The sequence below is a fragment of the Amycolatopsis sp. YIM 10 genome, assembly GCF_009429145.1.
Taxonomy (GTDB): Bacteria; Actinomycetota; Actinomycetes; order Mycobacteriales; family Pseudonocardiaceae; genus Amycolatopsis.
Genome location: NZ_CP045480.1, coordinates 3,567,818 through 3,588,582, shown reverse-complemented (window position 1 = coordinate 3,588,582; position 20,765 = coordinate 3,567,818). Strand labels below are relative to the sequence as shown.

The window sequence follows — 20,765 nt, the reverse complement described above, 5'->3', positions numbered from 1 at the left end:
CCCAGGCTCACCCGTGGTGAGAACCGGGTAACGGCGTGAGGACGCCTCGGAAAATCCTCGGTGTGCGGTGCTACCGGAACGCCGGGTACAGCGCCAGGCTCAGGCCGGGACCGTGCCGCTCGTCCAACGCGGTGGACACTTCGAGCGCGTGCGCGGCGACGTCGTCGAGCCCGGCGCGCTCCGCGTGCTTGCCCAGGTCGCTCCACCAGCTGACCAGCGCGGCGGCCCGGCTCGTCGGCACGGCGCCGCGTTCCGGGGCCAGCTCGGGCAGCAGCTCCCAGGTCGCCAGCCAGACACGCAGCAGCTGGCTCTCCAGCAGGTGCTCGGAGAGGATGTCGTCGTCGGCCAGCGCGGGCCAGACCCCGGCGACCTCGGCCCGCCAGGCGGCGACCATCGCCTCGCTCATCCCCGCCGGCAACGCCAGGGCGTACGGGCACGACGCGAACGGCACCCGCAGGTACGCCGCGTCGACGAGCGCACTGCGCACGCAGCCGCGTTCGAAGTCGAGGAAGGACACTCCGCCGCTGGTCGCGAGGTTGTTGTCCGGGCACAGGTCGACCGGGCTGAACGCGCGGTACCGCGGCGACGCCGCCAGCTCGGCGATCTGCTCGGCGTGCAGGCGCACCGTGTCCGGTGTCTCCACCCCGAGCAGTTCGGACAGCAGCGCGGGCAGCTGGGCGCAGGCGAGCACCGGCGTGGTGTCCTCACCGAAGGTCCGCCCGCCGAGACGGCGCAGCAGCGCGTTGAAGTCGGCTTCGCGCCCGGCGGTGTTGGCGTGCAACCTGCCCAGCGAACGCGCCCACGACAGCAGGGCGCGCTCGGCGGCCCTGGCGTCCGAACCGCGCAGGCGGTCCTGCAGGGTCGGCGCGCGGCCGAGGTCGTCGAGCACGAGCACCCGGTGGCCGCCGTCGTGCGCGACCAGTTCGGGGCACATGCGCTCGTCCTGGGCCAGCGCGGTGAACAGCTGGTAGCTGACCGCCTCCTGGGCGAACGGGTCCGGGCGGCCTTCCGGCGCCTCACCCGGGTAGTGCTTGATCACCAGCGTGCGCGGCAGCGCGAACGGTGACGCGGCGACCCGCACCCTGACCACCGTGGCGGGGCCGGTGCCCCGCAGGTCCTCGGCGTCGACCAGTGGGATCGCGCTGCCGAAGCGGTGTGCCAGAACCGCTTCGCCCGCCTTGATCGCGGCTTCGAGCGCTTCGTCAGCCTCAGTGACCTTCATGGCTTCGCCGGCGGCAACCGTGGTGCCTGCCGAAACCACCGCCCCGTTGCCCGATTTGTTCGTGGAATCCTTCGAAGTGTCCACAGTCATTGTCCCCGACCCTACTCGTGAGCGTGCGTGCCCGTCACCCGCGTGAGAGTGGACGTTCCGTGGAGGCCTTGCGTTGTCCCCTGCGGCGCAGCATCAGCACAACGGCCGCGGCCACGACGATCCCCATCAGGTTTATCACGAGCTGGACGACGGAACCGATACAGCGGCCCCACTCGTTAAGTACGGCCGCGACCACCGCGTAGCCGGCCGCCGGAACGGTGGTCACCGAGATGAACACACCGACCAGCGCGGCCGACTTCGCCGAGGTCAGCGACAGCATCCCGGCCGCCCCGGCGAGCAGCGCGACGATCAGCGAGTAGGGGCCCACCTGGTAGATGAAGTCCACCTCGTGGACACCCAGCAGCGCCGCCCGGTCGAACAGGCCGGTCGCCTCGCCGGCCACGGTGCCGCCGAGAGTGATCAGCATGGCCACCGGGAATCCGATCGCCAGCGCCATCGAGGCGCGGCGCACCAGGTCCCACCGGCGCAACACCAGCCCGACGGCGATCGCGGCGAGCGGACCGAACTCCGGGCCCACCACCATCGCGCCGACGATGGTCACCGACGAGTCGGTCACCACGCCGACCGCGGCGAGCAGGCACGCGATGGTCAGGAAGCTGATGAACGTCGCGTTGAGCCGCGACTCCTCGCCTGTCCGGCTGAGCAGTTCCTGCCAGACCACCGCGTCAGCGCCCTCGCCGGGCGCGTCCTCCTCGGCCCGGTCGGCGGAGTCGGACAGCGAGGTGTCGATCACCTCGAGCGTGATGCCGCCGGAATGGTCGAGGTCGAGCACGCACAACGCGTCGATGATCTCGTCCGCCGCCTCGCGGGCGATGTCGGCCTCCACCACATCGCCCGCGGGATCGATCGCGGCGTCCTTGATCAGCACGAGGTGCGTTGCCCCGCGGTGATCCGACAGCACCTCGAGAACGCGCTCGGTTTTCTCCGGCGGTGAGACCGCTCTCAGGTGCAGCACCGGCTCACGCCTTGGCGGCGGGCGCCGGCTTCGCGTCCACGCCGGCCTCCTTGCGCTGCTCGGCGGTGATCGGCGCCGGCGCGGCGGTCAGCGGGTCGTACCCGCCGCCCGTCTTCGGGAAGGCGATCACGTCGCGCAGCGAGTCCGCGCCGGCCAGCAACATGGTGATGCGGTCCCAGCCGAAGGCGATGCCGCCGTGCGGCGGCGGGCCGAACTGGAAGGCGTCGAGCAGGAAGCCGAACTTCTCCTGCGCCTCCTCGGCGGACAGGCCCATCAGCTCGAACACGCGCTTCTGCACGTCGGCGCGGTGGATACGGATGGAGCCGCCACCGATCTCGTTGCCGTTGCAGACGATGTCGTAGGCATAGGCCAGCGCGTTGCCGGGGTCCTGCTCGAACTTGTCGATCCACTCCGGGGTCGGCGAGGTGAACGCGTGGTGCAGGGCGTTCCAGCTGCCGCTGCCGACCGCGACGTCGTCGGACTCGTCGGCCGAGACGAACATCGGGAAGTCGACCACCCACACCAGCGACCAGGCGTTCTCGTCGATCAGGCCGAGCCGGTGCCCGATCTCCACGCGCGCGGCGCCGAGCAGCGCGCGGGCCTCGCTCGCCTTGCCGGCGGCGAAGAACACGCAGTCACCGGGCTTCGCGCCGACGGCCGCGGCGAGCCCTTCGCGCTCGGACTCGGACAGGTTCTTGGCGACCGGGCCGCCGAGCGTGCCGTCCTCGTTGAACAGCACGTAGGCGAGGCCGCGGTGGCCGCGCTGCTTGGCGAACTCCTGCCAGCCGTCGAGCGTGCGGCGCGGCTGGCTCGCGCCACCGGCCATCACCACGGCACCGACGTACGGCGCCTGGAACACCCGGAACGGGGTGTCGGCGAAATACTCGGTCATTTCGGTCAGCTCGAGGTCGAAGCGCAGGTCGGGCTTGTCCGAGCCGTACTTCGCCATGGCCTCGGCGTAGCTGAGGCGGCGGAACGGCCGCGGCAGTTCGACGTCGATCAGCTTCCACAACGCGGTGACGATGTCCTCGCCGAGCGCGATCACGTCGTCCTGCTCGACGAAGCTCATCTCGATGTCGAGCTGGGTGAACTCGGGCTGGCGGTCGGCGCGGAAGTCCTCGTCCCGGTAGCAGCGGGCGATCTGGTAGTACCGCTCCAGCCCGCCGACCATGAGCAGCTGCTTGAACAGCTGCGGCGACTGCGGCAGCGCGTACCAGGAGCCGGGCTTGAGCCGCGCCGGGATGACGAAGTCGCGCGCGCCCTCGGGAGTGGACCGGGTCATGGTCGGGGTCTCGACCTCGACGAAGTCCTGCGCGTGCAGCACCTCGCGGGCCGTCCGGTTGACCTCGCTGCGCAGTCGCATGGCCTTCGCCGGGCCGCTGCGGCGCAGGTCGAGGTAGCGGTGCTTGAGGCGCACCTCCTCGCCGACGTCGACCCGGTCGTCGATCGGGAACGGCAGCACGGCCGACTCGGACAGCACCTCGAGCTCGGTCACCAGCACCTCGATGGCGCCGGTCGGGATCTCGGGGTTCTCGTTGCCTTCGGGACGCGCGGCGACCTCGCCGGTGACGCGCAGGCAGAACTCCGAGCGCAGGCTGTGCGCGCGCTCGGCCATCTCGCCCTCGCGGAAGACGACCTGGGCGACACCGCTGGCGTCGCGGAGGTCGATGAAGATCACGCCACCGTGATCGCGCCGACGGGCCACCCAGCCGGTGAGGACTACGGTCTGGCCGGCGTGCTCGGCACGCAGGGTGCCGGCGTTGTGGGTGCGAAGCACTGCGGTTGCTCTCCTCGGACGTGGCTCGTCTTGCCGTTCAGCAGGGTTTTTCCCCGGCAGTAGAGGCTAACGAACCACCGGCGGCGCGACTGAGGCAGGTCAGCCGCTACAGCGGGAAGAGCGACTCCTGGACCGGCGTCGCGGAGCCGCGGCGCTGCGCGGGGAGAGCACCGGCCGAGCTCGCCGGCTCGACCTCGCTGGTCCGGAAGACGTTCGAATCGAGGCCGTGGCGCCGCATGAGCCGGGCGAACCGGGCAGAAAGTTGCTTGCGGTAGACCGGTTTGGCGTAGCTGCCGCGGCCGTACAGCTCCCGGTACAACGGCACGAGCGCCGGGTGCTCCACGGCCAGCCAGCGGGCGAACCATTCCCGCGCGCCGGGCCGCAGGTGCAGGGCGATCGCGGTCACGCTGGTCGCACCGGCCGCGGCGATCTCGGCGAGCAGGCTGTCGAGCGCCTCGTCGGAATCGGTCAGGCCGGGCAGGATCGGCGCCACCAGCACCCCGCACGGCAGGCCGGCTTCCCGGATCCGGCGCACCAGCTCCAGCCGCGCCTGCGGACTCGGTGTGCCGGGTTCGAGGCGCTGCTGTAGTTCGCGGTCCAGCAGCGCGATCGACACGCTCAGCCCGACCGGCACCTCGGCGCTGACCGAGGAGAGCAACGGCAGGTCCCTGGTCAGCACGGTGCCCTTGGTCAGGATGGAGAACGGCGTGCCCGAGTCGGCGAGCGCGGAGATGATGCCGGGCATCAGCCGGTACCGGCCTTCGGCCCGCTGGTAGGGATCGGTGTTCGTGCCCATCGCGACGTGCTCACGGGTCCAGCTCGGTTTGCGCAGCTGGGCGGTGAGCACCTCGGGCGCGTTGACCTTGACCACCACCTGGCTGTCGAAGTCCTTGCCGGCGTCGAAATCCAGGTAGGTGTGCGACTTGCGGGCGAAGCAGTTGTGGCTCACCACGCCGTTCGCGATGAAGTCGCCGGTTTCGGTGGTCAGGTCGTACATCGGGATCTCGCGCCCGAGGTCCTCCACCCGCACGACCCCCAGCCGCGCGGGCAGTTCCGAGGTGTACAGGCTGATGCCGACCAGTTGCTCGCCCACCGCGAGATGCGGTCGCGCGGCCGGACCGGGGCGGTCGGCGACCACGTGCCGCCAGCCGCGTTCGGTGAGGAACCGGTGGTCGCCACTGGCGATCAGCTCGGCGCCGTTCTCCAGCACCACGCGGTAAGCGCGCTTGACCGTCACCCAGTGCGCGAGCACGCGCGTGGGCGCGCCACGCCGGTGCCCTTGGTGCGCGCGGGTGCCGAAAACCTCGTCGCCGACCTCGATCTCCTCGAGCGGCTTGAGATCGCCGTCGGCCATCAGCACTTCGGTGTCGCCGGCCAGGCAGTAGGTGCACGCGTGCGAGCACCCGCGGTACGGGTTGACCGTCCAGCTGAACGGCAGCGCGGAGGAACCGGGCACCTTGTTCAGCACCGAGCGCGCCCGGACCTCGTGAAAGGTCACCCCGGCGAACTCGGGTGAGGTCACCGAGCGCACCAACCCGGCCAGCCCTGGAATCGCCTGCTCACCCTCGCCACCGATCCGCTGCCTGTCCCACCGCACACCCAGAGTCGAACACACGTTCGAACTCCTGTCAAACATCGGACATGGCCGGAAAACCGATCGCCGAAGTGCGCGCGGTTGCCTAGGTTGAACCGCGTGCCGGACCCGATCGTCGCCCACCCTCGTCTCGCGCCGATCTACGACGCCTTCGACGGAGCACGCGACGACCTGGCCACCTACCTCACCATCGCCGACGAGGTCGGCGCGTCGCGCGTACTCGACATCGGCTGCGGCACGGGATCGCTGGCTGTCCTGCTCACCGAACGCGGGTACACGGTCACCGGGGTCGACCCGGCTGCGGCGTCACTCGAGGTCGCGCGGGCGAAGGATCCCGGCGGCAAGGTCACCTGGATCCACGGCGACGCCGGCGCGTTGCCCGCGCTCGACGCCGACCTGGCGGTGATGACCGCGAACGTGGCGCAGGTCTTCCTCACCGACGACGACTGGACGCGGACGCTGCGCGGCATACACGCCGCACTCCGCCCGAGCGGTCACCTCGCGTTCGAAACCCGGCGGCCCGGACGGAAGGCATGGCAGGACTGGGCTACCGATCCGGCGCACGCCGTACTCGACATCCCCGGAATCGGGCCCGTGGAGCAATGGCGGGAGGTCACCTCAGTGGACCTTCCGCTCGTCTCCTTCCGCCACAGCTACCGCTTCCACACCGACGGCACGGTGCTCACGTCCGACTCGCCCCTCCGGTTCCGCGACCGCGACGAGGTGGAATCCACCTTGACCGCCAACGGTTTCCGCGTGCTGGAGGTACGAGACGCGCCCGACCGCCCCGGCCGTGAGTTCGTCTTCTTGGCCGAACGCACCACCTGAGCGTCAGAGAAGTTCGAAGCGCCAGTCGTTGCACTGCATCCAGTGCCCCGGCGGGTGCTCGAACTCGCAAGGCGCGACGAAGGTGAAGCCCGTTTTCCGGCACAGCGCGTTGGATGGCGCGTTGTGCACCGACGGATAGGCGTGCACCACGGCGAACCGCGCTTCTTCCCGCGCGCTCGCCAGTGCCAGCCGCACCGCCCGCGCCGCGACACCCTTGCCCTGGAACTCCGGAAGCACTCCCCAGCCGGTTTCGTACACCTCCTCCCCCAGCCAGGTTCGCTTCCAGTAGCCCACAGAGCCCGCCAGTTCGCCGTCGAACCGGATCCGGAACATGCGGTCCACCGAATCGGGACGCGCGGTGTCCAGATAGCGCCGCTGCCGATCGAGCAGCTTCTCCTCCGTTTCCGGACCGCCCGTGTGCGCGGTCATTTCCGGCGTGTTGGCCAGCCGGAGCAGCCACAGGTCATCGGCCGTCCACGGCTCGATGCGTACTTCCGGCTCCGGGCGCAGCAAATCGCGCAACAGCGCAAGCTCCCGGCGCCATGGTCCAGCGGCGTCACTCTCCTCCCACAGTTCGGCCAGTTCGGACTCCGGTCCGCCCACCCGCGCGACTGCGCGTGCGGCGATTTCCCGGTACTGCTCGTTCAACGGCGGCACCGGCTTTTCCGGCCCACCACTCACATCGACGGCTACGCCGCCCCGCTGCCCGGCCGCGACCAATGCTGCCGCCGCGACCGCTCGTCGACCTGCTCCCGAGTCCAGCCATCCGGTCGAATCCGCCGCGCCCACCACAGCTCGGCGAATCACCTCCGGCCGGAACTCCTCGTCCACTTCGTCCAACTCCGCGGCGAGTGTGCGCGCCTCGTCGTTGTCGAAGGGCCCGGTGTCCCAGGTACCCATGCCCGGCAGGCTCGCACGCGGCACCGACAGTTTCAGCGCAGTGCCGATTCAGCGCAGTGCCGATCCGGCGGTCGGGTGCAGCACCAGCGTGAGGGGTTCCGCGTCGAGCGTGTTCCCGAAATCGACCCGCTCGCGCCAGGCCTGCTTCCTGGCCGATTCCTCGTCGGCGAAGCGTGAGAACCAGATGAAAATCCGCTCTCCTTCACGCACCGGCAGTCGCGGGAAGTTGTTCTCCACGGCCAGGGTTTCGAGCTGCGCGAGCGGCGGCTGGTCCAACTGGCGCGACACGGACTCCGCGAAGAACGAACCGAAGTCCGGCGTGGTGACCACGCAGATCGTGGCCGTGTACACCCCGGTGGACGCGGTGGTGACCGGCACGAACCCGGAATCCGGCCGGGCCGGTCGCAGCAGCAGGACGTCGTCGGAGTCGAGCATGGTCGCGTTCGCGGCCGGGCCGTGTTCGGCCCAGACCGGTCCACCGTAGAAAGCCGCCAGCGAAGCGGCCCGCATGGCCATGTCCGCGAAACCGCGCAGCCAGACGAACCGGTCCGGATCGTCCGCGTCGCGGAACTGGCCGAGCACCCGCATCCCGCACGCCTCCTGGCCGGTGACGAACTCGCGGTCGAACAGTTCGACCAGCTCGTCACGACGACCGGGACGCAGCGTGTACTGGCGCAGTTCGAGCACAGGAAGGTTCATGGCGCGCAGGTTAGAAGCGGGTCACTGACACCTTCTGTCAGCGACGAGCGATGGGCGACGAGCGATCAGCCGAGCGGCGGCAGCAAGTCGGCGAACTCGGCCAGGAAGCGGTCGACCATCCGGATCTCCTCCGCGTCCAGCCGGTGCCCCGGCTCCCGGCAGTGCGCGCTGGCGAACAGCCCCCGGCGCACCGAGATCAGCTTCTCCGCGGCCACGATCAGCTCGGTGTCGAGCATCCAGTAGGAGATGTAGGGCAGCAGCCGCCGGTACAGCTCCATCCCGCCGGCCTCGTCGTCCTCGCTGAACCGTCGCCACAGCTCGACGTAGAGCTCGGTGAACGAGCACCCCGGCTGCGTGCCCACCGCGCCCCGCCGGAAGGCGTCCGGCAGTTGCACCCCCGCGTACCCCTCGACAGCGGGCAGCGGCGGATCGGCGGCGGCCAGTTCCTCGATCAGCGCGCCCGGTGGACTCGACTCGACCTTCACCAGCGCCAGGTTCGGGTGGTCGCGGGCGATTTCCGAGAGCGTGGCTCCGTCCAGGCTGGTCCCGGTCTCGGTGGGCGCGTACTGCAGCACCACCGGCGTCGGCGCGACCGCGGCGAGCACGGCCTTCACGTGGGCCACGATCGACCGGCGCGACGGCGCCAGGAAGTGCGGCGGCAGCAGGTTGATCAGGTCGGCCCCGGCGGCGACCACGTCGACCGCGCGCCGCACCGCCAGCCGGGTGGCGTGGTCCTGCACGGCGATGATCGCCGACACCTCGGGCCGGGTCGCGGTCTCCTCCAGCAGGATTCCGGTCAGCAGCTGCCGCTCCCACTCCCCCAGCTTGTGGAACTCCGAGGCGAACCCGGGGAACATCACGCTGCCCACCCCGGTCCCCAGCACGTACCGCACCACGCGCCGGAACCCCGGCACGTCCAGGTCGCCGTTGTCGGCGAACGGCACCTCCAGCACCGGCGACACCCCGCGCACCGGTGGCCGCAGCAAGCCGTCCTCCTCGGCGCGCACCTCCGCGATGGTCATTCGCGCTCACCCTCTCCCAGTCGACCCGGACCCGCCCAGCAGACCGGTCACCGTCCCGGAGAGCACGGTGGCGCGCTCCGGTTCCGCGATCGTCCAGTCCCGCACCCGGCGCAGCTCGGCGGCGGGCACGGTGTACGGCGCGTCGGTGCTGAACACCACGCGCGAGGTGCCGATCTCCGGATCGCGCGCGAACTCGCTGAGCACCGTGTCCCACGGCGCGTAGGCGGTGTCGGCGTACAGGTTCGGCGCCTGCCGCAGGGCGGGCGCCGCGTCGATCCAGAAGTCGGTCGCACCACTTCGACCCATCAGGAAGGCGAGGCCGGGGTGTCGCAGGGCCAGCAACGCGAGCGGCAGCGGTACCGCGCTCGGCGGTGTGCCGGTGCGCACGTAGGCGAACCAGCCGCGGTCCGCGGCGAACTCGAGCAGCGGGTCCACCAGGCCGTCGAGCAGGTCGAACCCCTGCAACACGGAGTCGACCGCCAGCGCGACCGCGCCGTGGTCCGCCGCGCGCGCCAGCTCGTCCAGCGCTGCCCGGCCGCGCCACGGGTTCGCCACCGCGTACGCGAGCAACCGGCCGCCGGAGGTCGCGGCCGCCGCCGCGGTGAGTTCGTTGCCCTCGCGGTTGTCCACCGCGATGCACCGCTCCCCCGGTGAGATCAGCGCCTGGTCGATGCCGAGCTGGTCCATCGTGGCCAGCAGGTCCTCGGGGTCCAGCCGCACCTCGCGACCGTCGCCGATGCGCACGTGGGCGTCCACCACCGAGGTCATCGGTCCAGTCCCAGCGCGCCCAGTGCGTCGGCGTGGATGATCTCCTCGATCTGTTCCAGTGGCACGCGCGGCAGCGCCGTGCCGGCCAGGATGCCGTTGACCCGCCGGATGCCCGCCATCGCCTCCGCCGTGCCCGCGATCGGGAAGTCGCTGCCCAGCAGCAACTTCCCCATGCAGCCCCATTCGTGCGCGGCGAGCAGCGACTGGTAGCAGACCCACGGGCGCAGGTAGATCGACGACACGTCGGCGTACACGTGCGGGTGCTTGCGAATGGTCACCACCGTGTCGGTCCCCCACGGATGACCCATGTGCGCCAGCACGATCCGCAGCTCGGGAAAACGCAGCGCGACCTCGTCGAATGCCAGCGGATGCGTGTAGCGCAGAGGCGCGTGCCGCATCGGTGACGCGCCGGCGTGGAACAGGATGGGCAGCTGTTCCTTCTCGCAGTAGGCGTAGAAGGCCAGCGCCTGTTCGCTCAGCGGGTCGAAGTCCTGGTAGTTCGGGCCGAGCTTGACCCCACGCAGGCCCAGCTCGCGGCAACGCTCCGTTTCGTCGAAGACGTTGTCCCACAACGGGTTCACCGAGAGGAAGCCGATCCGCCGCGTGGGGTCGGCGGCGGCGAACTCGGCGGTGGCGTCGTTCGTGCGCTCCGGCCGGTAGGGCAGGCCGGTCATCGGCTCCGGGTCGTCGACGGCGATGTTGAACACGATGGTGACGTCGGCTGCGGCCATCTCGCGGTCGTAGTCGGCCCACGAGTTGGTCGTGCTCACGTCACGATCGGTGCGCCAGTTCGAGTAGACGCGGCGCTCGTCCGGCGGTACGGGTTCCCGGTGCGTCGGCGTGTGCGAATGCACGTCGACGATCACCGGAACCGCCGCCGCAGGTCGTCGCGCGGCACCACGCCGAGGCCGTGGCCGTCGGTGAGCCGCACCCGTTTGCCGTTGCTGTCGAGCGGCTTTTCCAGGATGTCCTCGGCGTAGTAGTGCGCGCCGATGATGTCCGACGGCAGGCGTTCGCTCAGCGCGGGCAGCGCGCAGGCCACGTGCAGCTGGGCGGCCGCGCCGATGCCGAGTTCACCGTTGGAACCGATCAGCGTGTCCAGCCCGAAGGTCTCGGCGACCCGCCCCTGCACCACGGCCTTCGCCGGGCCACCCGATTTGCCGAGGTAGATGCTGATCACGTCGGCCGCGGACGCGCGGATCACCCGCGCCAGGTCGTCCGCGCCGAACACCGACTCGTCGGCGACCACCGGCACGCCCAGCGAGCGCACCGCCGCCATGCCCTCCAGGTCCGACGGCTTGACCGGCTGCTCGACGAACGCGGGCCCGAAGGTGCTCAGCCGCCGGACCGCCTCACGGGCCTCGGCCCGGCTCCAGCCGCCGTTCGCGTCGACCCCGATGAACGCGCCGAGCCCGGCCAACTCGCGCACGCGGGCCACCCTGGTCAGGTCACCGTCGATGCCGAGGCCCACCTTGACCTTGAACGAGGTGAACCCGGACGAAACCGCCGCACCGTATGCCTTCTCCAGCACCTCGCCGTCACCCGAGAGCGACAGCTTGATCGGCACCTCGTCGCGGTACGGCCCGCCGAGCGCGGTGACCAGCGGCATGCCGAGGCTGCGGGAGTAGGCGTCCCACAGCGCGGTCGACACCCCCGCCTTGGTGAACGGGTTCGCCGCGAGCACCCGGTCCATGATCGCTTCCAGTGCGCCGGGCGGGGCCAGCTTGCGGCCGAGCAGCGCGGTGGTCAGCACGTTGCGCACGAAGTGCTCGGCGCTGGCCGCGTCCTCCCCGCTCCACAACGGCGTGGCGCTGACCTCGCCGTAGCCCTCCACGCCCTCGGTGGTGACCACCCGGACCAGCAGGAAGTCCGAGCGGTCGTGGCTGCCCTTGGCGCCACGCACCACCAGCGCGGGATGGGCGGGCAGGCTGACCGGCAGCGTGTGCACCGCCGCGATCCTCGCCGTGAGCACGCTCATCCGAGCCACCCGCCGAGCAGCCGCCGCGGATTGGTCACCAGCATCTCCTCCCGCTGCTTCGCGGTGATCCCCCAGCCGTCGATCTCGGCGATCCTGGCCACCGCGTAGTCCTGGCTCGCCCGGTCGGACAGCCCGGCGTCGGTGCCGAAGAGCACCTTGCCCGCCGGCGCGTGGGCGAGGATGTGACGGGCCGCGTACGGCGGCGTCCCGCACAGGCAAAGGTAGAGGTTCGAGGTCACGATGGTGGCGGCGAGCGCCTCGCGCCAGCAGTCGTGCAGGCCGCCGTGCCCGAGCACCACCGGAACTCCGGGGTGGCGGCGGGCCAGCGCGGCGATCTGGCCGGGCATCGAATACGGCGGCGAGCCGTCGTGCGAGAGCAGGATGCCGCCCGCCGACCCGACCTCCTCGCAGATCTCGTCGAGCGCGGTTTCGTGCATGCTGAAGCCCTGCAGCCAGGGGTGCAGCTTCAGGCCGCCGAAGCCCAGTTCGGTGAAGCAGCGGCGCACCTCGTCGGCCGCGCCGGCGTGACGCGGGTTGACCGTGCCGAACGCGATCATCCGCCGCGGGTCGGCCGCGGTGAACCGGGCCAGCTCGTCGTTGGCCTCCGGGGTGGCGTTGAACAGGCCGTCGTGGGCGAGCACGACCGCGGCCTCGATGCCGGAGCCGTTGAGGAAGTCGAGGAACTCGCCGGGGCCGAACTCGGCGCCGCCGAGCCAGGTCGCCGCGTGCCAGGCGGGCGGATGGGTGTGGAAGTCGATCACGGCAGCTCCGCCAGCGCGAGCAACCGGTCGGCCAGCGCGGCCACGATCTCGTCCAGCCATTTGGACCCGCTGCCGGCGCTCGCCCGCTCCGGGCGGTCGGTGTAGCCGTCGATGCGCAGCCAGTCGCCCTGGTTGTGCACGTCGACCCCGGGCAGCGAGGGTGTCTCGGGCAGTGCCGTGCGTTCGACCGGGCGCTGCGCCAGCTCCGGGTCGACGGCCAGCACCAGCGACGTCTCGAACTCGCCGGCGTGACCCGGCACCGGGACCGCGGGCCGGTCGGCCACCAGGTTCCAGTAGTGCACGGTCGACACCGACAGGCCGTAGCGCGCGGACGCGGCGGCGGCCGCGGCGTGGCAGACGCCCTGGTTGCCGCCGTGCCCGTTGACCACGACCAGGCGCCGCCCGCCGCAGGTGGCCACCGAGCGGGCGAGGTCGGTCAGCACCGCGACGGCGACCTCGGTGGTCAGCGACAGCGTGCCGCCGAAGGGCAGGTGGTGGTCGGAGGCGCCGAACGGCAGGCAGGGCGCGAGTACCAGGTCGCGCCGGCACGACCGGCCCGCTCGCTCGACCGCGCGCTGGGCGATGGTGGCGGCCATCAGCGCGTCGGTGCCGGTGGCCAGGTGCGGGCCGTGCTGCTCGGTCGCGCCGAACGGCAGCACCACGAGCGCTTCGGGCAGCACCTCACCGAGTTCGGCACGCGTGCGGTCACCCCAGTCGAACACGGTCATGCCAGGCTCCAAGCCGCGAGCACGGCCACGCGCTCGCTGATCTCCAGTGCGGCCAGCCCGTCGGCGAGACCGGGTGACGGGACGGCCCGCACGCCGGTGATCAGCTCGGTGAACCGCGCCAGCTGCAGATCGAAGCACCGGGTGGCGCGGTCGTCGTCGAACACCACGTGCTCCACCCCGGTGGACGTGGTCAGCCGCAGGTCGAAGGTGAAGCCGTCGAGTTGGGCGTGCCCGCGATCGCCGATGACGCTGATCTCGCAGCGCGGCTGCGCGTCGGTCAGCCAGCCGAACTCGGCGAGCACGGTGACGCCGCCGGGGTAGGTCAGCCGCGCCCCGCAGAGGTTCGCGGCGGGCAGGTCCGGCCGGGTGGACACCGCCCAGGAGTCCTCCAGGCGCTCGGGCGGACCGCCGAAGAGCGTGGCGAACCAGTCGAACACGTGCGCTCCTTCGTGGACCACGGGCATTCCGTGGGCCAGTGTGGCCTCGATCCGCCGCGCGTGCTCGGGTAAGTCCGGATCACGCCGTTCGTCGTAGATGTGCGCCCGGACCAGAAGACCGTCACCGAGCCTGCCGTCGTCGATCCACTCGCGCAGCACCGCCAGTGCGGGGTCGTGCCGGTAGGTCAACCCGACCTGGACGCGTTTGCGCTGGCCGGCGGGCAGTTTCGCGAGCGGCGCGGCGGCTGCGGACGACACCGCGATCGGCTTCTCGGCGAGCACGAACCGCCCGGTCGCGGCCACGCGACCGACGAGGCCGGGCGTGACCCAGGGCGGTGTCGCCAGCACAACCGCGTCGAGCACCGGATCGGACAGCACCTCGGCGAGGGATTCGAACGCCGGTGCCGCGGTGTGCTCGGCGGCCAGCGCCCGGCGGGCGGGATCCGGGTCGACCACGGCCGCCAGCCGGAGGCCTTCGTGGCGCAGCAGCGCGGGCAGGTGGGCGCCGAGCCCGATCTCACCGAGTCCGACCAGCGCGACCGAGGGAACGTTCATCGGGGCACCTCCCCGGTGACCAGGTCGGGCACCGCGTCGATCAGCGCACGCGTGTACTCGTGCTTCGGGTCGTCGAACAGTTCCGCCCGGGTGCCCGTCTCGACGATGCGCCCGTGCCGCATCACCGCGAGCCTCGGTGCCACCTGCCGCACCACAGCGAGGTCGTGCGAGACGAACAGGTAGGTCAGGCCGAGTTCGCGTTGCAGGTCGCGGAGCAGGCGCAGGATCTGCGCGCGGATCACCACGTCGACCGCGGAGACCGCCTCGTCGAGCACCACGAACGACGGTTCGAGCGCGATCGCGCGGGCGATGTTGACCCGCTGGCACTGCCCTCCGGACAGCTCGCGCGGGTAGCGCCCGGCGAACGCGGCGGGCAGGCCGACCAGGTCGAGCAGCTCGGCCACCCGGCGGTCGCGCTCCGCCTTCGAGGCGCGCCGGTGCACCGCGAGCGGCAGCCCGACGATCTGCGCCACGGTCTTGCGCCGGTTCAGTGAGCCGACCGGGTCCTGCGGCACCAGCTGCATGTCGCGGCGGCGGCGCCGCAGTTCACCGCGCGAAAGCGAACCGAGCGCAACGCCCTCGTGCCGCACCTCGCCCGACGCCGGCCGGTCGAGCCCGAGCAACAGCCGCGTCAGCGTGGACTTGCCCGCGCCCGACTCCCCCACCAGCCCGAAGGTCTCCCCGCGGCGCACGGTCAGCGACACGTCGTCGACCGCGGGGGCGCCGGAGCCGAACCGCTGGACCAGCCGGTCGGCCTCGATCAACGGCGGCTCCGGCTCCGGTTCAGCCGGTTCGACCGGCGAGCGCAGGGTGACCACCGAACGCAGCAGTTCGCGCGTGTACTGGTGCGCCGGTTCACCCAGCACGACCGGCAGCGCGCCCGACTCGACCACCCGGCCTTCGCGCATGACCTGGATTCGCGCGCAGAACTCCGAGGCGACCGCGAGGTCGTGCGTGATGAACAGGACGGCCATGCCGCGGCGCGCGGCCAGTGCGTCGAGCAGGGCCAGGATGCGGGCCTGGGTGGTGACGTCGAGCGCGGTGGTCGGCTCGTCGGCGATCAGCACCTCGGGCTCGCACGAGATCGCCATCGCGATCATCACCCGCTGCCGCATGCCGCCGGAGAATTCGTGCGGGTACTGCCGCACGCGCCGCGCGCCGTCCTCGATGCCGACCTCGCCGAGCAGGTCGAACGCGGCCACCCGGGCCTGGGCCGCGGTGACGTCCTGGTGCGCGCGGATCGCCTCGGCGATCTGGTCGCCGATCGTGCGCACGGGGTTCAAGCAGGACAACGGGTCCTGGTAGATCATCGCGATGCCCTTGCCGCGGACCCGGTCCAGTTCGGGGTCGGCCGCGGTGACCAGGTCGCGCCCGTTGAACACGACCCGGCCGCCGGTGATCTCGGTCGGCGGCGGGTTCAGCCGCAGCATCGACAGCGACGCGATGGTCTTCCCGCTGCCGGACTCGCCGACCAGCGCCAGCCGCTCCCCCGCGGCCAGCTCCAGGCTGAGCCCGTGCACCAGGGACGGGCCTCCACGCAGGCCTATCGCCAGGTCTTCGACGGCGAGCACGGTCATCGCCCGCCCCCGTCCGCCCGCAGCACCCGTTGCAGCTGGTCGCCGAGCGCGTTCAGCGCGCCGATCGCCACGATGAGCACCAGCGCGGGCGGCAGCGGGTACCAGATCGACTCGTACAGCTTGTCGTACCCGGTCTTCAGCAGCGTGCCCCACGACGCGTCCGGCGGCTGCACGCCGAGGCCGACGAAACTCAGGGTGGCCTCCAGCATGAGCGCGGTGGCGAGGTTGAGCGACGCCTGCGCGAGCAGCGCGGGCACCGCGTTCGGCAGCACCTCGGCGAACAGGATGCGCAGCCGCGGCACCCCGACCGCGTCGAGCCCGCGCACGTACTCCGACTCGAGTTCGGCGAGCACGGCCGAACGCGCGATCCGCGCGGTCAGCGGGCTCATCAGCAACCCGGTCACGATGATCATCGACGGCGTCGCCGACCCGAAGGCGGCGACGAAGACCAGCGCGAACAACACGATCGGTATGGCCAGCGCGGCTTCCGCCACGCGCATCAGGATCTCGTCCAACCAGGTCGACCCGGCCGCCGCGAGCAGGCCCCACGCCACTCCGATCACCATCGCCACCAGCGTCGCGCCGGCGGCGAAGCCCAGCGAGAACTGACCGGCGTGCGCGATCCGGGAGAGCAGGTCGCGCCCGAGCTCGTCGGTGCCGAACAGGTGCGGCCAGCCCGGCGCGGCGAACCGGTTGCGCGCGTTGATCTCCGCCGGGTCCGGCAGCAGCAGCGGGGCGAGCAGGGACAGCAGCACGAACACGCCGAGCACGGCCAGCGCGACGATCGCGCCGGGCCGCGCGAGCAGGCGGCGCACCGGGGGCGCGGTCACCGGCGCACCCGCCCGACGCGCAGGCGCGGGTCGAGCACGCCGTACAGCAGGTCGACCGCGAGATTGACCATCACGAAAGCCGCGGCCAGCAGCAGCACCGTGCCCTGGATGACCGCGTAGTCCCGCTTGAACACCGAGTCGACGATCAGCGAGCCGAGGCCCTGCCAGGCGAACACGTACTCGACCACCACCGCGCCGGAGAGCACGCCGCCGACGGTCACGCCGAGCGAGGTGAGCGCGGGCAGCATCGCGTTGGGCAGCACGTGCCGCAGCACCACCGCCCGGCGGCCGATGCCCTTGCCGGTGGCGGTGCGCACGTGCGCCGCGCCCTCCACATCGGACAGCGCGGCGCGCAGGTGCCGGACCAGCGGTGCGGACAGGCAGATGCCGAGGGTCAGCGCGGGCAGCACGAGCAGGCGCAAGTTGCCCGCCACGTCCTCGGTCAAGGGCACGTAGCCGCCCTCCGGCAGTACTCCCAGTTTGACGCTGAAGATCGCCAGCAGCACGATGCCGAACACGAACGGCGGCGCCGCCATGCCCACGACGGTGTAAGCGCCGACCAGCCGGCCCGGCCAGCGGCTGCGCACCACGGTCGGCAGCACCGAGAGCACCACCGCCAGCAGCACGGCCACCACCAGCCCGGCTGCCGACAGCTCCAGCGTCGGGACCAGCCGCTGGCCGATCAGCACCGTCACGTCGAACTGGCTGAAGTACGACCGGCCCAGCTCGCCGTCGGCGATGCCACTGATCCACGCCCAGTACTGGACCGGGATCGGGTCGTTCAGGCCGAGTTCCTCGCGCAGCGCGGCGAGCGCGGCCGGGTCGATGTTCTGCGCCGCGCCAACGCGCGCCACCGTCGGATCACCCGGCAGCAGCCGCAGCACCACGAAGATCAGCACCGAGACCCCGAGCAGCATCAGCGCGCTGACCGCGAGCCGCCGAAGCAGATAACCGGCCATGCCCGGCCCCCGTCCTACGCCGCGAACCCGGCTTCCTCCAGGTGCAGCGTGCCCTCGGCCTGCACCCACAGCCCACGGAGCTCGGGCTGCGCCACGGACAGGAAGGCCGTCGAGCCGATGAAGATCACCGGGTTCTCGCGGTTCAGCACGCGCTGCGCGGTTTTGAACGCCGCGTCGCGCTCGGGCCCCTCGGCCGCCGACTCGATGGTGGCGATGGCGTCGTTGTACTCGGCCGGGGCCGCCCAGTTGCACTCGCAGGTGCCCTTGGCGCCCTCGAACCAGGCCAGCGCGTAACTGTCCGGCGGCGGGGTGAACGACAGGTAGTTGGCGGCGAGCAGGTTCGGGTAGCTCTTGCCCTTCGGATAGAACTTCGCCGACCAGGTGCTCACCTCGTTGGTCTGGATCTCCAGGGTGATGCCGATCTTCGCCAGGTCCTGCTGCAGGATCTGGCCGATCGTGGTCCATTCCTGGTAGTTCCCGGCGACCGCCCAGAAGGTCAGCGTGCTGCCCTCGGTGATCCCGGCTTCGGCGAACAGCCGCTTGGCGCGGTCCAGGTCGAACCCGTGTGACGGCAGTGTCGGATCGTAGAAGCGGTTCTTGGGGTTCACCGGGGCGTTCGTCGGCGTCGGCACGCCGTATCCGGCGTAGGCGGCGGCCATCATCTCGGTGCGGTTCGCCGCGTACGACAGGGCTTCGCGTGCCTTGGGGTTGTTGAACGGCGCCGCGCTGGTGTCGAGTTCCCAGACCACGAAGCCGGCTGGTTCGGCGGCGGTGAGCAGTTGCCTGCCTTCGGTGGCCAGTCCGGCCGCGCTGTCCGGGGCGACGCTCCACAGCACGTGCACCTGGCCCGCCCGCAGCGCCGCGTTCGCCGCCGTCGCGTCGGCGTACCGCACGATCCGGATCGCGTCGAGGTTCGGGCGCGGGCCCCAGTAGCCGTCGTGTCGCACCAGTTCGACCGTCTGGTCCGGGACGAACGACTTGAGCTTGTACGGTCCGGTGCCGTTGGCCGACCGGTCGATGTTGGCCAGGTCGTCCACATCGGTCATCCGGACGTCGATCACGTCGACCGGCAGCTCCGGGTTCGGGGTTTCGAGCGTGATGACCAGCGTGGTGTCGTCCACCGCGGTCACCGCGTCGATCATGTCGATCTTCGCGGCGACCTGGGCAGGCACCGCGGGATCGAGCACGCGGTCGAAGTTCTTCTTGGCCTCGGCGGCGGTGAACGTCTTGCCGTTGTGGTACTTCACGCCGGGGCGCAGCTTGAAGGTCCAGGTGCGGTGGTCCGGGGTGGACTGCCAGGACTCGGCGAGATCGGGTTTCGCGGTGTTCTCCGGGGTCCAGGTGGTCAGCCCGCTCCACAGCAGCGTCTGGAGCTGGGTCTGCGCGCCGCTGGCGATGGTGTTCGGGTCGAGCTGGGACACCCCGGCGATCTGACCGTAGACCAGCGTGCCGCCCGGCGCGATCGGGCCCTTCCCGCTGTCGGCGGTGGCCCGCGGCTGCTCGGGCGCGTTGTCGCCCGCGTTGGAACAGGCCGAAGTCAGCAGGAGCAGCGCCAGTGCGGCGGCCCCCCAATTCTGCGCACGCCCCACGCCTGCCTCCAGTGTCCCTCGCCCCTGCGCACCGTTGGTCCAGCGAGGAAACCTCTGAAATTCGCTATTTCGAAGATAGCTTCCCCGATTCGAAGATGCTAAGTCTCCGGTCATCCCCGGCGCAAGGACCTGACCTAGAAGCCGAGTTTCGCGGAAACCTCTTTCGCTTGGCGCACAACGAGTTCGGTGGCGACGTCGAGTTTCGCGCCGATCAGGTCCCTGGCGAACCCGGTGACGCCGAGCGAACCGGCGATTCGGCCGTCCGAGTGGAAAACCGGGGCCGCGATGCACGCGATGTCCGGTTCCTCCTCCTCGTCCTCCACCGCGAACCCCGCCTCGCGCACCTTGGCCAGTTGCTCCAGGAAAACCCGGGCGGCGGGCTTTTTCGCCTTCGGTCCGCGCCCGGCGACCAGGTGCGACAGCAGCGGATCGAGCTGCTCGTCGGGGAGATAGGCGGCGATGGCTCGGCCGAGCGCGGTGAGGTTGAACGGCGCGACCTTGCCGGGATAGGTGTCGAACTGGATGAACCCCGGCGTCGCGGCCTTGGCCACGTAGACCACCGACGCGCCGTCGAGCACGCCGACGTGCGCGGGCATGCCCAGCTCGTCGGCCAGGTCGCGCAGTTCGGGCTGGGCCACCTCGGCCAGGTCGTCCTGCTTGATCAGTGGGGCGGCCAGGTCGTAGAGGCGGAGCGTGACCCGCCAGAAGTGGCTGCGCCCGACCACCCGGCGCGCGGCGTACCCGCGCTGTTCGAGGGTGTAGACGATGGCGGCGCAGGTGGCCAGCGGGATGCCGGTCGCCCTGGCGAGCGCGGTGAGCGTGAGACCGTCCTCGGCGGCGACCAGGGTCTCCAGCACGGTCAGCGTGCGGCTGACCGCGGGCGAGGCCGGCCGCGGTTCGGGTGCGTTCTCCTCCGCCGCCACGACCTCCCCTTCTTCGGACTTTCGGGCCTATTTTCGAGATACGGATAATACCAGCGCCCGGCCCCCGTGCCTGCCGGCGTTACGCCGGTTGGGGCAGGATGGCGCCGTGCCCCGCGATCTGCCCCGCCGCCGGTTCGACGGTGACGACACCCCGACCGGCCCGATCCGCCGCATCCCCGGCGGAGACTCGGCCGACCCGGCGGAAGCGGCTTCCCCACCTGAGCGAGTTGGCCGGGCCAACCGGGTTGACCGGGCTGGGCGAGTTGGCTGGGCCGACCGGCCTGAGCGGCCCGATCGAGTTGAGCAGCCTGGCCGAGCTGAGCGGCCCGACCGGGCTGAGCAGGCTGGCCGAGCTGAGCAGGCTGGCCGGGCTGACTGGCCTGACTGGGACGAGCGGGGTGAACAGGCTGGCCGGGCCAACCCGCCTGGGCGAGCTGAGCTGACTGAGGCGGACAGTCCCGCGCGCCAGCGCCGTCCTGTCCGGCCTGGGGCGAGGAGACCGCGGGCGGAATCCGAACCGGAGCCGCGCGGAGAGACCCGGCAGGCCCGGCG

The 20,765-nt window shown here is 71.3% G+C and carries 20 protein-coding genes; 2 read left to right on the top strand and 18 right to left on the bottom strand.

Translation table 11 applies throughout. The features are described from left to right. Positions 1-70: 70 nt before the first annotated feature. From YIM_RS17445 to YIM_RS17430, 4 genes are all read right to left on the bottom strand, one after another. Complete coding sequence (locus YIM_RS17445; protein WP_370468994.1) at positions 71-1,312, bottom strand: phosphotransferase; 1,242 nt, start codon at positions 1,310-1,312, stop codon at positions 71-73. Between the two features lie 34 nt (positions 1,313-1,346). Next, complete coding sequence (locus YIM_RS17440; protein WP_153031361.1) at positions 1,347-2,288, bottom strand: DUF389 domain-containing protein; 942 nt, start codon at positions 2,286-2,288, stop codon at positions 1,347-1,349. Positions 2,289-2,292: 4 nt separating this feature from the next. Then, positions 2,293-4,065: an aspartate--tRNA ligase gene (gene aspS, locus YIM_RS17435; RefSeq protein WP_153031360.1), complete on the bottom strand. Its 1,773-nt coding sequence runs from the start codon at positions 4,063-4,065 to the stop codon at positions 2,293-2,295. A gap of 106 nt (positions 4,066-4,171) precedes the next feature. Further along, entirely contained in the window at positions 4,172-5,662 is a 1,491-nt protein-coding gene (locus YIM_RS17430; protein ID WP_153037051.1) for an Rv2578c family radical SAM protein, read from the bottom strand. 96 nt (positions 5,663-5,758) lie between these two features. On the opposite strand from YIM_RS17430, the gene YIM_RS17425 reads away from it, so the two are divergent. Beyond that, on the top strand, positions 5,759-6,487 hold the full coding sequence (locus tag YIM_RS17425; RefSeq protein WP_153031359.1) for a class I SAM-dependent methyltransferase: 729 nt from the start codon (positions 5,759-5,761) through the stop codon (positions 6,485-6,487). Positions 6,488-6,490: 3 nt separating this feature from the next. Here YIM_RS17425 and YIM_RS17420 read toward each other — a convergent pair whose 3' ends face one another. The 14 genes from YIM_RS17420 to YIM_RS17355 all read right to left on the bottom strand — a co-directional run bounded on the left by YIM_RS17420 (position 6,491) and on the right by YIM_RS17355 (position 20,213). Beyond that, the gene (locus YIM_RS17420) at positions 6,491-7,387 is read right to left on the bottom strand and encodes a GNAT family N-acetyltransferase (protein WP_153031358.1); all 897 of its coding nucleotides are present in this window, start codon (positions 7,385-7,387) and stop codon (positions 6,491-6,493) included. Positions 7,388-7,435: 48 nt separating this feature from the next. Then, positions 7,436-8,086 (bottom strand): NIPSNAP family protein, encoded by a 651-nt coding sequence (locus YIM_RS17415; RefSeq protein WP_153031357.1) that lies wholly within the window; start codon positions 8,084-8,086, stop codon positions 7,436-7,438. 65 nt (positions 8,087-8,151) lie between these two features. Further along, positions 8,152-9,108 carry a dihydrodipicolinate synthase family protein gene (locus YIM_RS17410; protein ID WP_153031356.1) on the bottom strand — a complete coding sequence of 319 codons (957 nt, stop codon included), beginning with the start codon at positions 9,106-9,108 and terminating at the stop codon, positions 8,152-8,154. Between the two features lie 6 nt (positions 9,109-9,114). Beyond that, complete coding sequence (locus YIM_RS17405) at positions 9,115-9,876, bottom strand: amidohydrolase family protein (RefSeq protein ID WP_153031355.1); 762 nt, start codon at positions 9,874-9,876, stop codon at positions 9,115-9,117. Further along, complete coding sequence (locus YIM_RS17400) at positions 9,873-10,742, bottom strand: amidohydrolase family protein (RefSeq protein WP_153031354.1); 870 nt, start codon at positions 10,740-10,742, stop codon at positions 9,873-9,875. The genes YIM_RS17405 and YIM_RS17400 overlap by 4 nt, the downstream gene beginning before the upstream one ends. Beyond that, positions 10,739-11,854 (bottom strand): mandelate racemase/muconate lactonizing enzyme family protein, encoded by a 1,116-nt coding sequence (locus YIM_RS17395; RefSeq protein WP_153031353.1) that lies wholly within the window; start codon positions 11,852-11,854, stop codon positions 10,739-10,741. The genes YIM_RS17400 and YIM_RS17395 overlap by 4 nt, the downstream gene beginning before the upstream one ends. Beyond that, a complete protein-coding gene (locus tag YIM_RS17390) occupies positions 11,851-12,615 on the bottom strand; it encodes an amidohydrolase family protein (protein ID WP_153031352.1) in 765 nt (254 codons plus the stop codon). The genes YIM_RS17395 and YIM_RS17390 overlap by 4 nt, the downstream gene beginning before the upstream one ends. Beyond that, entirely contained in the window at positions 12,612-13,343 is a 732-nt protein-coding gene (locus YIM_RS17385; protein ID WP_153031351.1) for a creatininase family protein, read from the bottom strand. Before YIM_RS17385 ends, YIM_RS17390 begins: the two co-directional genes overlap by 4 nt. Continuing rightward, a complete protein-coding gene (locus YIM_RS17380; protein ID WP_153031350.1) occupies positions 13,340-14,335 on the bottom strand; it encodes a Gfo/Idh/MocA family protein in 996 nt (331 codons plus the stop codon). The genes YIM_RS17385 and YIM_RS17380 overlap by 4 nt, the downstream gene beginning before the upstream one ends. Then, entirely contained in the window at positions 14,332-15,912 is a 1,581-nt protein-coding gene (locus tag YIM_RS17375) for an ABC transporter ATP-binding protein (RefSeq protein ID WP_153031349.1), read from the bottom strand. Before YIM_RS17375 ends, YIM_RS17380 begins: the two co-directional genes overlap by 4 nt. Next, positions 15,909-16,742, bottom strand: coding sequence for an ABC transporter permease (locus YIM_RS17370; RefSeq protein WP_153031348.1), 834 nt, complete (start codon positions 16,740-16,742; stop codon positions 15,909-15,911). The genes YIM_RS17375 and YIM_RS17370 overlap by 4 nt, the downstream gene beginning before the upstream one ends. Further along, positions 16,739-17,701, bottom strand: coding sequence for an ABC transporter permease (locus YIM_RS17365; protein ID WP_153031347.1), 963 nt, complete (start codon positions 17,699-17,701; stop codon positions 16,739-16,741). Before YIM_RS17365 ends, YIM_RS17370 begins: the two co-directional genes overlap by 4 nt. A gap of 14 nt (positions 17,702-17,715) precedes the next feature. After that, positions 17,716-19,290 carry an ABC transporter substrate-binding protein gene (locus YIM_RS17360; protein WP_194240185.1) on the bottom strand — a complete coding sequence of 525 codons (1,575 nt, stop codon included), beginning with the start codon at positions 19,288-19,290 and terminating at the stop codon, positions 17,716-17,718. A gap of 134 nt (positions 19,291-19,424) precedes the next feature. Further along, the gene (locus tag YIM_RS17355) at positions 19,425-20,213 is read right to left on the bottom strand and encodes an IclR family transcriptional regulator (RefSeq protein ID WP_153031345.1); all 789 of its coding nucleotides are present in this window, start codon (positions 20,211-20,213) and stop codon (positions 19,425-19,427) included. A gap of 227 nt (positions 20,214-20,440) precedes the next feature. On the opposite strand from YIM_RS17355, the gene YIM_RS49170 reads away from it, so the two are divergent. Next, positions 20,441-20,656, top strand: a complete 216-nt coding sequence (locus tag YIM_RS49170) for a hypothetical protein (protein ID WP_228004793.1) — start codon at positions 20,441-20,443, stop codon at positions 20,654-20,656. Positions 20,657-20,765: the final 109 nt, after the last annotated feature.

Excerpts from the sequence above, each read along its gene's own strand:
- YIM_RS17445 (WP_370468994.1), bottom strand. The coding sequence starts at position 1,312 with ATGACTGTGGACACTTCGAAGGATTCCACGAACAAATCGGGCAACGGG.
- YIM_RS17420 (WP_153031358.1), bottom strand. The coding sequence starts at position 7,387 with ATGGGTACCTGGGACACCGGGCCCTTCGACAACGACGAGGCGCGCACA.
- YIM_RS17415 (WP_153031357.1), bottom strand. The coding sequence starts at position 8,086 with ATGAACCTTCCTGTGCTCGAACTGCGCCAGTACACGCTGCGTCCCGGT.
- YIM_RS17410 (WP_153031356.1), bottom strand. The coding sequence starts at position 9,108 with ATGACCATCGCGGAGGTGCGCGCCGAGGAGGACGGCTTGCTGCGGCCA.
- YIM_RS17405 (WP_153031355.1), bottom strand. The coding sequence starts at position 9,876 with ATGACCTCGGTGGTGGACGCCCACGTGCGCATCGGCGACGGTCGCGAG.
- YIM_RS17395 (WP_153031353.1), bottom strand. The coding sequence starts at position 11,854 with ATGAGCGTGCTCACGGCGAGGATCGCGGCGGTGCACACGCTGCCGGTC.
- YIM_RS17385 (WP_153031351.1), bottom strand. The coding sequence starts at position 13,343 with ATGACCGTGTTCGACTGGGGTGACCGCACGCGTGCCGAACTCGGTGAG.
- YIM_RS17380 (WP_153031350.1), bottom strand. The coding sequence starts at position 14,335 with ATGAACGTTCCCTCGGTCGCGCTGGTCGGACTCGGTGAGATCGGGCTC.
- YIM_RS17375 (WP_153031349.1), bottom strand. The coding sequence starts at position 15,912 with ATGACCGTGCTCGCCGTCGAAGACCTGGCGATAGGCCTGCGTGGAGGC.
- YIM_RS17365 (WP_153031347.1), bottom strand. The coding sequence starts at position 17,701 with ATGGCCGGTTATCTGCTTCGGCGGCTCGCGGTCAGCGCGCTGATGCTG.